The organism is Thalassotalea sp. Y01, from assembly GCF_012932945.1.
Classification (GTDB): domain Bacteria; phylum Pseudomonadota; class Gammaproteobacteria; order Enterobacterales; family Alteromonadaceae; genus Thalassotalea_A.
On sequence record NZ_JABBXG010000002.1, the window covers coordinates 436,346 to 450,909 of the forward strand.

Annotated in this window: 14 protein-coding genes and 1 pseudogene; 12 read left to right on the plus strand and 3 right to left on the minus strand. The window is 40.8% G+C overall.

The window, feature by feature from the left end; all coding sequences use genetic code 11:
- Positions 1–8: 8 nt before the first annotated feature.
- Genes rsxA through nth form a run of 7 tightly spaced genes read left to right on the plus strand, consistent with a single transcriptional unit; the run spans position 9 to position 6,816 of the window.
- Positions 9–587 carry an electron transport complex subunit RsxA gene (rsxA, locus tag HII16_RS04725; protein ID WP_135440000.1) on the plus strand — a complete coding sequence of 193 codons (579 nt, stop codon included), beginning with the start codon at positions 9–11 and terminating at the stop codon, positions 585–587.
- Positions 587–1,141: an electron transport complex subunit RsxB gene (gene rsxB, locus HII16_RS04730; RefSeq protein ID WP_135439999.1), complete on the plus strand. Its 555-nt coding sequence runs from the start codon at positions 587–589 to the stop codon at positions 1,139–1,141. The genes rsxA and rsxB overlap by 1 nt, the downstream gene beginning before the upstream one ends.
- A gap of 10 nt (positions 1,142–1,151) precedes the next feature.
- Positions 1,152–3,719, plus strand: a complete 2,568-nt coding sequence (gene rsxC / locus HII16_RS04735) for an electron transport complex subunit RsxC (protein WP_169127923.1) — start codon at positions 1,152–1,154, stop codon at positions 3,717–3,719.
- 6 nt (positions 3,720–3,725) lie between these two features.
- Positions 3,726–4,784 carry an electron transport complex subunit RsxD gene (gene rsxD, locus HII16_RS04740; protein WP_169127924.1) on the plus strand — a complete coding sequence of 353 codons (1,059 nt, stop codon included), beginning with the start codon at positions 3,726–3,728 and terminating at the stop codon, positions 4,782–4,784.
- An 11-nt stretch (positions 4,785–4,795) separates the two neighbouring features.
- Positions 4,796–5,443, plus strand: a complete 648-nt coding sequence (rsxG, locus tag HII16_RS04745; protein ID WP_169127925.1) for an electron transport complex subunit RsxG — start codon at positions 4,796–4,798, stop codon at positions 5,441–5,443.
- Positions 5,430–6,134 (plus strand): electron transport complex subunit E, encoded by a 705-nt coding sequence (locus HII16_RS04750; RefSeq protein ID WP_169127926.1) that lies wholly within the window; start codon positions 5,430–5,432, stop codon positions 6,132–6,134. The genes rsxG and HII16_RS04750 overlap by 14 nt, the downstream gene beginning before the upstream one ends.
- 49 nt (positions 6,135–6,183) lie before the next feature.
- Positions 6,184–6,816, plus strand: a complete 633-nt coding sequence (nth, locus tag HII16_RS04755; RefSeq protein WP_169127927.1) for an endonuclease III — start codon at positions 6,184–6,186, stop codon at positions 6,814–6,816.
- A gap of 99 nt (positions 6,817–6,915) precedes the next feature.
- On the opposite strand, the gene HII16_RS04760 is transcribed toward nth, so the two are convergent.
- Both HII16_RS04760 and HII16_RS04765 read right to left on the minus strand, forming a co-directional pair.
- Entirely contained in the window at positions 6,916–7,206 is a 291-nt protein-coding gene (locus tag HII16_RS04760) for a putative quinol monooxygenase (RefSeq protein ID WP_169127928.1), read from the minus strand.
- Positions 7,207–7,248: 42 nt separating this feature from the next.
- Complete coding sequence (locus HII16_RS04765; RefSeq protein WP_169127929.1) at positions 7,249–8,274, minus strand: zinc-binding alcohol dehydrogenase family protein; 1,026 nt, start codon at positions 8,272–8,274, stop codon at positions 7,249–7,251.
- Between the two features lie 126 nt (positions 8,275–8,400).
- On the opposite strand from HII16_RS04765, the gene HII16_RS04770 reads away from it, so the two are divergent.
- Both HII16_RS04770 and HII16_RS04775 read left to right on the plus strand, forming a co-directional pair.
- Entirely contained in the window at positions 8,401–9,336 is a 936-nt protein-coding gene (locus HII16_RS04770; RefSeq protein WP_169127930.1) for a LysR family transcriptional regulator, read from the plus strand.
- A 112-nt stretch (positions 9,337–9,448) separates the two neighbouring features.
- Positions 9,449–9,709: pseudogene (locus HII16_RS04775) on the plus strand (endonuclease III); the annotation flags it as partial.
- A gap of 41 nt (positions 9,710–9,750) precedes the next feature.
- Here HII16_RS04775 and HII16_RS04780 read toward each other — a convergent pair.
- A complete protein-coding gene (locus tag HII16_RS04780; RefSeq protein WP_169127931.1) occupies positions 9,751–10,581 on the minus strand; it encodes a LysR family transcriptional regulator in 831 nt (276 codons plus the stop codon).
- 384 nt (positions 10,582–10,965) lie between these two features.
- Between HII16_RS04780 and maoP the strand changes: the two genes are divergently transcribed.
- The 3 genes from maoP (at position 10,966) to HII16_RS04795 (ending at position 14,486) form a co-directional block, all read left to right on the plus strand.
- Entirely contained in the window at positions 10,966–11,307 is a 342-nt protein-coding gene (maoP, locus tag HII16_RS04785; RefSeq protein ID WP_169127933.1) for a DUF413 domain-containing protein, read from the plus strand.
- Between the two features lie 157 nt (positions 11,308–11,464).
- Positions 11,465–12,511: a glutathione synthase gene (gshB, locus tag HII16_RS04790; RefSeq protein WP_169127935.1), complete on the plus strand. Its 1,047-nt coding sequence runs from the start codon at positions 11,465–11,467 to the stop codon at positions 12,509–12,511.
- Positions 12,495–14,486: a flavohemoglobin expression-modulating QEGLA motif protein gene (locus tag HII16_RS04795; protein ID WP_169127937.1), complete on the plus strand. Its 1,992-nt coding sequence runs from the start codon at positions 12,495–12,497 to the stop codon at positions 14,484–14,486. The genes gshB and HII16_RS04795 overlap by 17 nt, the downstream gene beginning before the upstream one ends.
- Positions 14,487–14,564: the final 78 nt, after the last annotated feature.

Here is a 14,564-nt window from a genome sequence, read left to right on the forward strand (position 1 = left end):
AGACATAAATGACTGATTACGTTTTACTTTTGATCGGAACCGTGTTGGTAAACAACTTCGTTCTAGTCAAATTCCTAGGCCTATGTCCTTTCATGGGGGTTTCGTCACGCACGGAAACAGCCATCGGTATGTCGTTGGCAACCACCTTTGTACTCACTCTGGCATCGTTACTCAGTTATTTATTTAGCACCTATTTATTACAGCCTCTTGGCTTAGAATATTTAACCACGATGGGTTTTATATTGGTTATTGCCGTGGTTGTTCAATTTACCGAAATGGTGGTGCAAAAAACATCTGCCAATCTATACCGTCTATTGGGCATCTTCTTACCGCTTATCACCACCAACTGTGCGGTGTTAGGTGTTGCTCTATTAAATCTTTACGAACAACATAATTTTTTCCAGTCCATCGTGTATGGCTTTGGTGCCGCTGTCGGGTTTTCCATCGTGTTAATCATGTTCTCGGCAATGCGCGAGCGACTCGCCAGCGCCGATGTACCAGCGCCCTTTCAAGGTGCCGCTATTGCCATGATCACCGCAGGTTTGATGTCATTAGCCTTTATGGGTTTTACCGGGTTGGTGAAATAATGGAATTTTTATTGGCGGTTTTTGTCTTTGGTTTACTTGCCGCAGGCTTTGGTGCGCTACTTGGTTTTGCCTCAGTAAAATATAAAGTTGAAGGCGATCCTCTGGTCGAACAAATCGATGCATTATTGCCGCAAACACAATGTGGTCAATGTGGTTACCCTGGCTGTAAACCTTACGCTAAAGCCGTTGCCGATGGTGACTCGATAAACAAATGTGCGCCTGGTGGTGAAGACACCATCAAAAAGATAGCTGATTTAATGGGTGTCGAAGCAATTCCTCTCGATGAGGCCCACGAAGCGGATGCAACACCAAAAGTCGCGTTTATCATCGAAGAAGATTGCATCGGCTGTACTAAATGTATCCAGGCATGCCCTGTCGATGCCATTACCGGTGCAGCAAAGCAAATGCATACCATCATTGCCGATGAGTGTACCGGTTGTGACCTATGTGTCGAACCGTGCCCTGTCGACTGTATTAAAATGATCCCTATCGAGCAAACGCCAGAGACCTGGCAGTGGGATCTCGAATCGATTGATATCGTTCAGATAGATTAGTGAGGTTGTAGTGGAATCTGTCCTTGAACGCATAAAAGAACACAAATATTTTAACTTTGCTGGTGGTATTCATCCTCCAGAGCAAAAGTTTTTGTCAAACACCAAACCGATCAAAAGCATTGCCTTACCAAAACAAATCATCTTGCCGTTAAAGCAGCATGTCGGTAAAGCAGGTGAGCCTATTGTTAAAGTTGGTGATAAAGTCTTAAAAGGCCAACAATTAAGTAAAAATGGCAACCCGATGGCTGTGCCAGTGCATGCGCCTACGTCGGGAACCATAGTGGCGATTAAGCCTGCGACAATAGCCCACCCATCGGCAATGAAGGACTTGTGCATAATCCTTGAGCCTGATGGCGAAGATAAGTGGCGCAAACGAGAAATCGTAAAAGACTTTAAACAGTTATCGAAAGCAGATTTGATCGATAAAATCGCCGAAGCGGGTATTGCCGGAATGGGTGGTGCAGGCTTTCCGACCAATATAAAAGTCAATGTCAAACCAGGCATAAAGTTTTTGATCATCAATGCGGCGGAATGTGAGCCGTATATCACCGCAGATGACCTGTTAATGCGCGAACAAACCGCGACCATCGCCAGTGGTATAGACATACTTGATCATTTACTTGAACCCGAGCATGTGTTGATTGGCATTGAAGACAATAAACCCGAAGCCATCGGCGCGCTAAAAAAAGCGACCGCACATAATGCTAAAGTGCAAGTCTGTGTGTTGCCAACTAAGTACCCAACCGGTGGTGAAAAGCAACTTATTAAAGCCCTGACAAATCAAGAAGTACCTAGCGGTGTATTGCCTGTTAGCATGGGCATCATTATGCAGAATGTGGCAACCGTATTTGCCATCAGTGAAGCCGTATTAAACGACACGCCGTTGATTCGCCGTGTGGTAACGTTAACCGGTAAAGCCATTGATAAGCCACAGAATTTATGGGTTCCTCTTGGTACTCCTATCGAGCATTTACTGCAACAAGTTGGCTTTAAGCCACAACCCAAACAACGTGTGATTATGGGCGGCCCGTTAATGGGTTTTGCCTTGGCCGATTTAAATGTCCCAGCGGTAAAAATCACTAACTGTATATTGGCACCGAGTGAAATTGAAATCGCCGCTACCGAGAAAGAGATTGAGTGTGTGCGTTGCGGTCAATGTGCTGACGTGTGCCCTTCTAACTTGCTACCGCAAGAATTGCAGTGGTATGCCAAAGCCAAGGATTTTGACAAGTTACAAGAGCTAAACTTGTTTGATTGTATCGACTGTGGAGCATGTGCTTATGTCTGCCCAAGTCATATTCCTTTGGTGCACTACTATCGCGTTGCAAAAGCCACCATTCGTCAAAACAAATTGCAAGAAGGCAAAGCGGAACGCGCAAAACTGCGTTTTGAAGCCCGTAAAATTCGCTTAGAGCGTGAAAAGCTTGAGCGTGAAGAAAAACACAAGAAAGCCATGGAAGCACGCCGTGCTAACATGACGAAAGACAAAAGCAGTGCCAGCAATTCTGCGGTTGCTGCGGCGTTAGCTCGCGTTAAAGCCAAAAAAGCAGAGCAACAATCGGCAGATGGTACTGGTCCAGCACCAATGGATGCCAAAGCAAGAGCGGCGGCAGCTATTGAGCGTGCAAAAGCCAAGAAAAAAGCGCAACAACAAGCTAAAGCGGCAGCGGTTGAGGGAACATTTAAACCTGAAAGTGCCGATAGCAAAGCCGACGATGCTAGAGCTGCGGCAAAAGCGCGAGCGATAGCCAAAGCCAAGCAACGCGCTGCGGATAAGAAAGCCGCCGCAAGTGAGAGCCAAAGCACATCAACGTCTGCTGAATATAAACCTGCGCCAGCAGCAACTAAAGCGCCAACCGCACCAGCGGTTAAGGCATCGGCAACTAAAACGGCAACGGCAACGGCAAACAATGCAGACAAGGCAAAGTCGGCACGAGTGGCAAGTGCTGTGGCAAAAGCAAAAGCTAAAAAAGCAGCAAAATCAGCTCAGCAAGAGTTGGATTTAGCCGATGTAGACAAAAGTGACAGTAAAACAACCACTAAGCCTGCGACCAAAACAGCCGCGAAGCCTGCGACCAAAACAGCCGCTAAGCCTGCGACAAAAACAGCCGCGAAGCCTGCGACCGATGCAAGTGCTGATACAAGTGCAAGCGCAATTGCAAATACTGCGGATAAACCTGCTGCGACATCGACTAAGGACTCAGCTTCTAAAAGCTTGACCTTAGAAGAGGCGTTGGCAAAGTCAAAACAACAAGCTGCAGCCAATAATAAAGCCAAAGCGTCTGTCGATAATGAACTGACCAAAGAAGATGGCGATCAAGCGGAGCTCAAGAAAGCACGTATCGCTGCGGCTATTGCAAAGGCGAAAGCGAAAAAACAGGCTGAGACTTCGGTTAAAGATACAGATAGTGACCAAGCAGCGGATGCAAACGCTACTGAAAACACTGCTGTAGACACTGCTACAAATAACCCTGAAGCTGAATCAAACTCAGCTGAAGATGATAAAAAAGCCCGAATTTCTGCCGCTATCGCCAAAGCCAAGGCGAAAAAGCAAAACAAAGAACAACAAGGTGAGTAACTGACCATGGCTTATTGGATAGCAAGTTCTCCACATAACCACATCAAGTCGAATACTCCGGGGTTGATGCGCACGGTGATTATGGCTGCGATACCCGGTATTGCCGCACAACATTATTTCTTCGGGCCGGGCACCTTAATTCAAATTGCCCTTGCCATCACGGTTGCTGTGCTCGCTGAAGTGACGTTTTTAGCCATTCGCGATAAAAACATCAAAGCGCAAGTTGGCGACTTCTCTGCGGTATTAACCGGTTTACTTATCGGTATATCGGTACCCTCGCTTGCCCCTTGGTGGATAACGGTTATCGGCAGCATTTTTGCCATCTGCGTGGTCAAGCAATTGTATGGTGGCTTGGGTTACAACATATTTAATCCGGCAATGGCCGCCTATGTCATGTTGTTGGTATCGTTTCCTGTTGAGATGACCTCATGGCAGCCAGTACAACAATTGATGAGTCATGACATCAGCTTTTTCAATCACTTATGGGTTATTTTAACGGGCTATACCTGGGAAGGATTTTCCGTTGAACAACTGCGTATGAACATTGATGGTATCACCATGGCAACGCCATTAGATACCTTAAAAACCGACTTAAGCTTGGGATTAACCGTACAAGAAAGTATCACTAGCCCAGTATTTGGCGAGCACTTCTCGCTTGGTTGGGAATGGGTAAATATCGGCTTTTTCATTGGTGGTCTATACCTGATCGCACGAAAAGCCATCGATTGGGTTATTCCAGCAAGCTTTCTGGTGACGTTATGGTTGGTGACATTTATTGCCTACAGCATCTCTCCTGACAGCAGTGCCTCAACAATGTTCCATTATTTAAGTGGTGGCACCATGTTAGGCGCATTTTTCATTCTTACAGACCCAGTATCTGCGTCAACCACGCGCAAAGGGCGCGTTATATTTGCCGCCTTTATTGCCTTTATGGTCTATATTATTCGTGCCTTCGGTGGATATCCGGACGCCATCGCCTTTGCGGTATTACTGGCCAACATGATGGTGCCATTGATTGATCAATACACCCGTCCACGTACCTATGGTCACAAGGCAAGCAAGTAAGAGAATCATTGATGAAAAAAGCCATAGAAAATAATGCCAAAGTACTCGCCATTTTCGCGGTCGCTTGTACAGCCATGGTATCGCTTGTCAGCTTAGGCACCAAAGATCGAATTGAAAGACAACAGCAAAAGCAATTACTTGATACGTTACATCAGGTGATTGCTAAAGAACAAAGCAATAACGATCTCTATAATGATTGTCAGTTAATTAGTGATGCCGACTTACTCGGCAGCGAACAAATGCAAACCGCCTACGTTGCCCGCGTAAATGACAGCGCAACAACCGTCGCCCTAACCACCATTGCGCCAAATGGCTACAATGGCAACATTGAATTATTGGTCGCCATTAATATCGATGGCAGCCTCAGTGGCGTACGAGTATTAAAGCACAAAGAAACACCAGGTCTTGGTGATAAAATAGAGACCCGTAAAGACGATTGGATTTTAGATTTTAACGGTCGCTTCTATACTGAAGACAATGCGTTAACTTGGGCAGTAAAGAAAGACGGTGGTAGCTTTGATCAATTCACCGGAGCAACCATTACCCCAAGAGCGGTCGTCCAAGCGGTGAAAAACGCACAAATCTACTTCGCCAAACACAAGCAGCAATTATTGTCAGTACAGCCTTCTTGTCATGGAGAAATCAATGACCCAGCGTAGTGAATACCAAGAACTGGCCTGGCAAGGGCTTTGGAAAAACAACCCAGGATTGGTGCAACTTCTCGGCTTATGTCCTTTATTAGCGGTAACCAATACCCTGACCAATGCGATTGGTCTAGGCCTAGCAACCTTATTGGTCTTGGTTTGTTCAAATGCCACGGTTTCCTTGATACGTGATTACGTGCCAAAAGAGGTGCGTATTCCAATCTTTGTATTGATCATCGCGGCCTTCGTAACCTGTGTGCAATTGCTGATGAACGCCTATACCTTTGGTTTATATCAGTCATTAGGTATTTTCTTACCGCTTATCGTCACTAACTGCGCCATCATCGGTCGCGCAGAAGCGTATGCATCGAAAAACCCGTTAAAACAAGCCTGCTTTGATGGTTTGATGATGGGACTTGGATTCGCCGCGGTACTTATGGTGCTTGGCGCAATACGCGAAATCTTTGGTCAAGGCACCTTATTTGATGGTGCAGAATTATTGTTTGGCGATTGGGCAACTGTGTTGCGTATTGATATATTTCATTTTGATAGCAAATTTTTGTTGGCTATTTTACCGCCGGGAGCTTTCATCGCGATGGGCTTTTTAATAGCCTTAAAGAACTATATCGACAACCGTGTTAAGCAAAAAGAACCAGCAAAAGAAAGCAGCAGCATTGAGCGTGTACGCGTTAACTTTGATGGTTAATAGAGTTTGCGTATTGCACATATAGAATGGCGTTAAATCGATAATAACAATGAATAAAGAAAAACGATTAGAAATTCTCACCCGATTACGTGATGACAATCCACACCCGACCACTGAGCTTAACTTTAGCACCCCGTTTGAGCTGCTTATTGCCGTATTACTTTCCGCACAAGCGACCGATGTAGGTGTTAATAAAGCAACCGATAAACTTTACCCCGTTGCCAATACACCACAAGCTATATTAGATTTGGGCTTAGATAAATTAAAAGACTACATAAAAACCATAGGTTTGTTTAACACCAAAGCCGAAAACACCATGAAAACCTGCCAGATGCTGGTAGATTTACATGGTGGCGAAGTACCTGAAAGCCGCGAGGCTTTAGAGGCATTGCCTGGCGTAGGCAGAAAAACGGCCAATGTTGTGCTAAACACGGCTTTTGGCTGGCCTACTATAGCTGTTGATACCCACATCGACCGCGTTTCAAACCGCACCAAATTTGCCATGGGTAAGAACGTGGTTGAAGTTGAGCAGAAACTGCTAAAAGTTGTGCCTGCTGAATTTAAAGTCGACGTTCACCATTGGCTTATTTTACATGGCCGTTATACCTGTATCGCACGCAAACCACGCTGTGGCGCTTGTATTATTGAAGATTTATGTGAGTTTAAGGATAAGACTGATTAGCAGTTCGATGCTTTGGAAGGAAAGACACCTTAGAGCATTAATTTCAAGGAAACCAATAACCTATTCAGCCATTGTTCTCCCTGCTCAAGTTAACGTAAATTAAGAAATCACGGTCATTTCATTTAATATAAACTCTTCAACAGCTCCTTCCGTAGCGGCCATATAGTCAGCTAAATGCTGGTTAGCCATATGTGTTTGCCACAATTCTCGAGTTTCCCAATTTTCATAAAACATAAAGTGGGCTGGGTTATCATTATCTTGGTGTAAATCGTAATTAATACACCCTTCTTCTTTACGAGTAATGTCGATAAGCTTTAAAAGCTCACTTTTAACTAAGTCAACTTTATCAGGGTTTGCTTTTATATTTGCTACTATGGTTAAGTTTGCCATGTTGATATTCTCTCTTTGTGTATTGTAATTTATTGTGTGGTTTTAAAAGCCTTCTAGTACAATCTTTCCTATTGATTTCCCTGATTCCAACTCCTTGTGTGCCGCTTGTAAGTTTTCTGCGTTGATCGTTCCTAAATGCTTACCTACAGTGGTTTTAATATAGCCTTGGTCAACTAATTCACTTACTTTATTCAATAAAATATGTTGCTCTTCGATATCTGTTGATTGGTACATTGAACGAGTAAACATAAACTCCCAATGCAGTGATAAGCTTTTAGGTTTTAACTTGGTAATGTCTATTGCCTCTGGATCATCAATTAAGGCTATCTTTCCCATCGGTACTAATAAATCAACATAACTATCTAAATATGAGTCTGTATGCGTAAGGCTAGCTACATGAGTAACTTTACCAACATTTAGCGCTTCAATTTGCCCTGTTAATGACTTTGTGTGGTCAATAATATAGTCAGCACCTAGTTTTTTAACCCATTTCACGGAGCTTTCACGAGAGGCTGTAGCAATAACTGTTGCGCCTGTTAGGACGCTAGCGAGCTGAACTAAAATTGAACCAACCCCGCCTGCCGCACCAACAATTAATAAAATATCGTTTGATTTTTCTGTTGAATTGGGTTGCTGTTGTTTAATTGCTAAACGCTCAAATAGTAATTCCCAAGCGGTGATCGCAGTTAAAGGCAACGCAGCGGCTTCACTATTAGATAAGGACTTTGGCTTGTGTCCGACAATTCTTTCATCAACCAATTGATACTCTGCATTGCTTCCTTGTCGATTTAAGTCGCCAGCATAATAAACCATATCTCCTAGTTCAAAATGACTGACTAATTCGCCCATTCCTATGACCTCACCAACAGCATCCCACCCTAATATTTTATATTCACCGTTTTCAGGTTCAGCATTTTGACGAATTTTATAATCAACAGGGTTAACTGCTATTGATTTAACTTGCACTAATAAATCATGCCCAGAAGCAACAGGTTGTTCTAATTCAATATCGACTAGAGATAGGGGTTCGTTAATAGGAAGTGATTTTTTATAACCAATGGCTTTCATTGTTATTCTCCTGCTTCACTATAAATTGATTAAGCGAGATAGTTAGTATGGATTAATGATAGAAGTTAGACAGGAAAATAAAAAGATTATAATATTTGATTTATTATCAAAATATTTTTGACAATTATGCAGTTAGAAGATCTAAATGTAATTATAAAAGTTGCTGAGTTTAGAAGTATCACCTCGGCAGCAGAAAGTTTGGATATGAGTACCGCAACGGCGAGTGCAGCCATAAAACGGGTTGAACGTTTGCTTGGGGTTGAGCTATTTATACGTACAACTCGCCATTTAAGGCTTTCTGTTGTAGGTGAAAGGTACATTCCAAAGTGTGAACAAGCATTGCAAATGCTAAATCAAGCCCAGCAAAACATTAAAGAAGAATTAGATATCATCGATGGAGAACTTAGAATTTCAGTACCATCTGATTTAGGTCGTAATCGCGTTTTACCTTGGTTGGATGAATTTATGCAATTCCATCCCCAAATTAGCGTCAGGGTTCACATAAGCGATAGTAATATTGATTTCTACCGAGATCCTGTTGATATTGCTTTGCGCTATGGTTTTCATAATGATGCCAACCTATATGGCTTCAAAATCTGCAACGTTCCCCGTGTAATTTGCGCAACACGAGAATATTTAAACGAAAATGGTATACCTAACCACCCTAACGATTTAAAACATCATAATAGTTTGCTGTATCAATTACATGACATCATTTATGACACATGGGAATTTACCCGACATAAAGAAAAAATTAAATTGAAATTACAAAGTAATAGAACAACCAATGATGCTGAACTTGTTAGGCGTTGGTGTACTAACGGCAAGGGAGTTGCGATTAAATCTAGCTTAGATATGGCGAATGACTTACTCAATGAAAATATAACTCGATTATTACCTGAATATAAACCTACGCCAACAGAGCTTTGGCTTATTTGTCCAAGCAGACAAACAATAACACCAGCCGTTAGACTACTTCGAGAGCATTTAAAAACTAAATGTGATGAAGTGTACGCACAATTGGTAGAAAAAGGGATATTAGATAAAACCGAATTTGACTAACTACTTTTTAGTTTGTAACCATCACTATGATTTATAGCTATTGGTTAACTGATAATGATTAATGCTTGAAAATAAACGGCTGCTATTGCACTTAGCAGATATTTAGTAACATCTACTTTCATTATCTTTTGGCTGGCCTACTATAGCTGTTGATACCCACATCGACCGCGTTTCAAACCGCACCAAATTTGCCATGGGTAAAAACGTTGTGGAAGTGGAGCAAAAGCTTTTAAAAGTTGTGCCCGCTGAGTTTAAAGTGGATGTGCATCACTGGCTCATTTTACATGGTCGTTATACCTGCGTGGCACGAAAGCCACGCTGTGGAGCATGTATTATTGAAGACTTGTGTGAATATAAAGATAAGACGGAGTAATAAAACGTCTGATTAGAGTGAATAGCAAACTTTAAAAGCGACTATTGGATTATCATTAACAGGTTCTTGAATTGGCTGATAAGTTCGTTGTTGGCATTACTTTTTCGGTAAACCATGAATATAGGTCTTTTAATTTGTACGGGTGCTTCGATCTCAAATAACTCTTGTGATTCAAGGCTCTGAGTTATCAATTCCGTAGGGAGATAAGCAAAGCCTCCTTTTGATAAAATGACTTCAAGTGCAATCATTGCTGTAGAGGTCTTCAAATTTGGTGTCACTTTATGATGAAGGACATGTTCTTTTTGAAAGGTTATCCCCCAATCGACAAGAATGTAATCTTCAACATTTTTATCAAATGTTGACCGAGAACCTACTAATGACAAGTCAAAATGACCGATTAATTCATTAGTAAATTCATCATCTTTGATAGGATCCATTAGCATGCCGACATCAAGGGTTCGATCATCTAGTTTTCGCTGAATGGCTTCTCTAACAGATATTTCAGTGCTTAAAGAAACATTGTCGAGTAGTTCAATTGCATCATGAATTCTGTTACTAAAAAAAGCGTCCCATACGTTTGGTGTTGCAGCGATGTTGAATGATATTTTTTGCTGGTTAGCTATAGACAGTGCCACTTTAGATTGCTCCATTTGGCTTACCAATAGATGAGCATGAGACAGCAAAGCATCACCTGATGGAGTTAATCTAAGGTTATTTTTTTCTCGAATAATTAACTTGGTCGCATAGAATTCTTCAAGTTGTTTAATACGAGCGCTTACGGCTGCTTGTGTGATATATAATGTTTCAGCCGCTCTGCCAAAGTGTTTATTCTCAGCAACTGCTATAAATGTTTTAAAAACTCTAATATCCACGTTGGTACCTAAATTATTTTACTTCCGCTAATGTAAATAAAAGTTATCGTTGCGACAAATATTATTTGTTTTTCAAAGAACAAATTTTCTCTTAAATTCATTAAAAATAATGAATAGGTGCAATTTAATGAGAAAAGTAGCGTTTTTATTAACCTTGTTGACAACGAGTAATCTAATAGCTGACGAAACTTCTACACCGACAGTCGAGCTTGTTACCACTATTCACGAGTACTGCCTTGAACAGCAAACAGTCAAAACCGAATCGAATATCGAAAATATTATCCTCGAGTGCGTTAATAATGATTTAGCCATATCGGCTTATAAAACTTTTAATACGTACGTTGAACTTACTTCATTTATTTATCAAGAGAAGGAGCATAAATAATGGAAACTTTAATTAGAAAAGGACAATCAGCTTTTTTTGGTGATAATTCATTTCCTCATGGCATTTCACGAAGTGGCCATTTCAATAAACGAGAGTCCGATGAACTAATGATATATGGAAAGACCTTTGAGGGACTATTAAATGGCAGCTTATCGCCTGTAAATGATGATGAAGTACAGTTTATAAAGGCCATAAATAGCAATGGCGAAAGTGACCTTTACTCAGTAAATCTATGGAGAAAGTACCTTGCTGTTGTTGAGAAAAGTCGTATTCATCATGGATTTTCTATGAGCAACGGTAAAACCAAAGACTCTAGTGGTAATGAGCTTTCTTTTGCTTAATACACATTCAAAATTGGACTGCTTAAGGAAGAGCTATTTATAAATATTTTTTAACGTAACGACAATTATTTTTTAGCAGTCAAAACAACAAGTTTTCTGTATGCTCCGCCAAAATTAACGATACTTAGATGAAGTATCATTTACTTGGAATAGGCCAATGAAAATTTGTTTTATCATGTACCCTTGGGATCGCATTGAACCAGAGACAGACTCGACGCTTCGTTTGATTCATGAATGTGTAAAGCGTGGTCATACTGTGGCGCTTTCTACGGTCAATAATTTAACGATTCGCGATAGTGTTGCTAGTGCATTTTGTGATGTGTTTACTAAAAAAACTAAGTACTCAGACAATATTCCAAGCTTTTATAAAACCGCTGACTTTAAGCGTGCTCAACTTCCTTTAGCAGGATTTGATGCCGTTATAATGCGGGCTAATCCACCTCTTGATACATTAGCGCTTAACTTCTTAGATTCCGTCCGTGGTGATACATTTATCATGAACGACCTCGATGGGTTGCGTATTGCGAACAACAAAATATATACCGCATCATTTCAAGATACCGAAAGTGAGTTTATTCCAGCGACGCATGTATCTAAAAATCGCGATTATTTAGAACGAATTTTTGACGAATCTGACAGTGATAAAATGATCTTAAAGCCGTTAGATGGTTATGGTGGGCGTGGTGTTATCGTTTTAGAGAAAAGCGCACGTCAAAGCTTTAGATCATTGCTCGATTTTTACATAGGCGGTGATGAACACGGTAAAGGTAGTAACTATGTAATTTTACAAGACTATGTGCATGGTGCAGAAGAAGGTGATGTACGCATTTTGATGCTAAATGGCGAACCTATTGGTGCAATGAAGCGTATTCCTGCTTCTAACGATGTACGCTCTAATATTCATGCCGGTGGCAATGTGGTTAAACACAAACTCACTGCGCAAGAAAAGAAACTGTGTAGGTACATAGGCCCAAAACTTGTGCGAGATGGGCTCTACTTTACGGGAATTGATGTTATTGGCGGCAAGCTGATCGAAGTGAACGTGTTAAGCCCCGGTGGCATCGTGAGAATTAATAAATTAAATAGAGTTAAACTACAGTCTCAAGTTGTTGACTTTGTTGAAAGCGTTGTACATGCCAAAGAATTTGTCATGAACCGTAAAACTGAATTTAGAAAGGTCATCGAAGATGCTAACGCTGTCTGAGAAAGAGTGTATTCAACTCATTAAAAAGCGTGAGTGTTTCCATGCCGAAGTCAACAACGGTTCATTTATTGTTAAAATTGATGAATATACACCGTTAATTTGTGCAGCAATTCATAACGGCCATGGTTTACGTGCAGAGTTAGACAAATCATTCTTACTATCAAAGCAAGAGCGATTTTATGAGGAAGATCCTTACACCAATGAATTGATCTCTTCTTTCCCTATTCAGTTAATCGGCAATGACTCTCGATTTGAGTACGACCTAAACCGCGCGAAAACGCTTTCTACTTATTTTAAAACAGCATGGGATAAGCAAGTATGGCAAAAGCCTTTAACGCAAAAACAACGTGCTATTAGCCATGCAAAGCACGAGTCATTCTATAACGTATTAGAAACAATAGTTGCGGTTATTGAAAAACAGTTTAGCAATGCCATTGTTTTTGATATTCATTCCTATAACTACAAGCGCATCGAAAAGAATACGCCTACCTTTAATATTGGCGCAGGGCAAATTGATGTTGAGCGTTGGGGGAAAGTGATAAATCAATTTGAACGTCACCTAAATAAAATTGAATTACCTAATATTGATGTCAGAGCGGCAACAGATGAAGTCTTTCACGGTCGAGGCTATTTAATTTCACATATTAATGCGCACTTTGATAATACGCTTGTACTCCCTACCGAAGTCAAAAAAGTTTTTATGGATGAAGCCACAGGTGAGGTTTACCCTCTGGTACTTGAAGATCTTAAAGCAGGATTTAAAGATGCTATTAGTGAGACTGCGGCATTCTTCATGCGTCGCTACACTAACAAAACACGTACTCAAAAAGCTGATATTTTGTCTTCAAACATTAGCCCAGAAGTGGTTGAGTTAGACAAAAAACTATATTCATTATGTAAGAGCATTGAAACGCTTAATTTTATTAACCCTGTTAATTTACCTGCTCAAAAAAATCGTTTTCTCAAAAGAAATAGCTATATAGCACCTAGTTTTAATTACAAACAGTTAAATTTGAACCCTTATAAGTTTAGAGAGAGTTTATACAAGTTACCTGTTGATGATATTTACGATGCAGGTATTGCGCAGCTATATCGACATGTTATCGACAATCTTGCTAGTAAAATCGATTTACTAACATCAATTGGCACAGATGATTTTGTTTACAACTCTCTTAAATACTATGGTGAGCCAAATCATACCGATATTGCTAATGCTCGCTTTATTCTGCATTTAAATGATGACGAGTTGCCTGAAACTGATGTTTACCTTAATGCTGATGAGGCTATCGATTATTTTCGCTTTCAAGCCCAAGAATGGGGACTTAAATGTAAAATTGAAAAGTCTTCAAAGATTGTAGCCAAAGCTATGGTTAATAATGAGAAAGCACTATTGCTTATTAACAAAGAAGCTAAGTTTACGGAAAACGAGCTACATGCTTTTGCCTATCACGAGCTTGGTATTCATATGCTGACAACTCTCAATGCTAAAAAGCACCCCTTAAAAGTATTTAGCTTAGGTTTAACTGGCAATACACATACTCAAGAGGGCATTGCGCTTTATAGTGAATATTGCTCTGGTAGTTTAACAATACGACGCCTGAAAATAATTGCTCTGAGGGTTATTGCTGTTCAATACATGCTAGAACATGGCGACTTTGTAAAAACTTATCACGCACTAATGAACGAGTTTTCTTTGGATAAAGAATTCGCATTTACCTTGACGACTCGTGTCTATCGGGGAGGTGGCTTTACTAAAGATTACCTATACCTGACGGGCTTTAGAGATGTGCTCAACGTTGCTAAAGAACAACCAATAGATAACTTGCTAGTCGGCAAAACTGGCTTGTTAGATTCTAGTGTAGTTTCTGAGATGGTGGAGCGTGGAATGATAGAAAAACCCGTACCATTATTCGATACGTCATATACAACTTCGGGTGACAAGGTTTTGGACTTTATAGTTAATTCCATCAAGTAAGATATTTCGCCACCGCGCTTTAAGAAAACTTGGTGGTGATAATTATTCGTTATATGGGTATTCTCTTGATAAAGAATT

What these genes read in the sequence shown, in the direction of transcription:
- HII16_RS04770 (WP_169127930.1), top strand. Translation starts at nt 8,401, where the DNA reads ATGCAGTTAGAAGATCTAAATGTAATTATAAAAGTTGCTGAGTTTAGA.
- HII16_RS04750 (WP_169127926.1), top strand. Translation starts at nt 5,430, where the DNA reads ATGACCCAGCGTAGTGAATACCAAGAACTGGCCTGGCAAGGGCTTTGG.
- gshB (WP_169127935.1), top strand. Translation starts at nt 11,465, where the DNA reads ATGAAAATTTGTTTTATCATGTACCCTTGGGATCGCATTGAACCAGAG.
- nth (WP_169127927.1), top strand. Translation starts at nt 6,184, where the DNA reads ATGAATAAAGAAAAACGATTAGAAATTCTCACCCGATTACGTGATGAC.
- rsxB (WP_135439999.1), top strand. Translation starts at nt 587, where the DNA reads ATGGAATTTTTATTGGCGGTTTTTGTCTTTGGTTTACTTGCCGCAGGC.
- HII16_RS04760 (WP_169127928.1), bottom strand. Translation starts at nt 7,206, where the DNA reads ATGGCAAACTTAACCATAGTAGCAAATATAAAAGCAAACCCTGATAAA.
- maoP (WP_169127933.1), top strand. Translation starts at nt 10,966, where the DNA reads ATGGAAACTTTAATTAGAAAAGGACAATCAGCTTTTTTTGGTGATAAT.
- rsxD (WP_169127924.1), top strand. Translation starts at nt 3,726, where the DNA reads ATGGCTTATTGGATAGCAAGTTCTCCACATAACCACATCAAGTCGAAT.
- HII16_RS04765 (WP_169127929.1), bottom strand. Translation starts at nt 8,274, where the DNA reads ATGAAAGCCATTGGTTATAAAAAATCACTTCCTATTAACGAACCCCTA.
- HII16_RS04795 (WP_169127937.1), top strand. Translation starts at nt 12,495, where the DNA reads ATGCTAACGCTGTCTGAGAAAGAGTGTATTCAACTCATTAAAAAGCGT.
- rsxG (WP_169127925.1), top strand. Translation starts at nt 4,796, where the DNA reads ATGAAAAAAGCCATAGAAAATAATGCCAAAGTACTCGCCATTTTCGCG.
- rsxA (WP_135440000.1), top strand. Translation starts at nt 9, where the DNA reads ATGACTGATTACGTTTTACTTTTGATCGGAACCGTGTTGGTAAACAAC.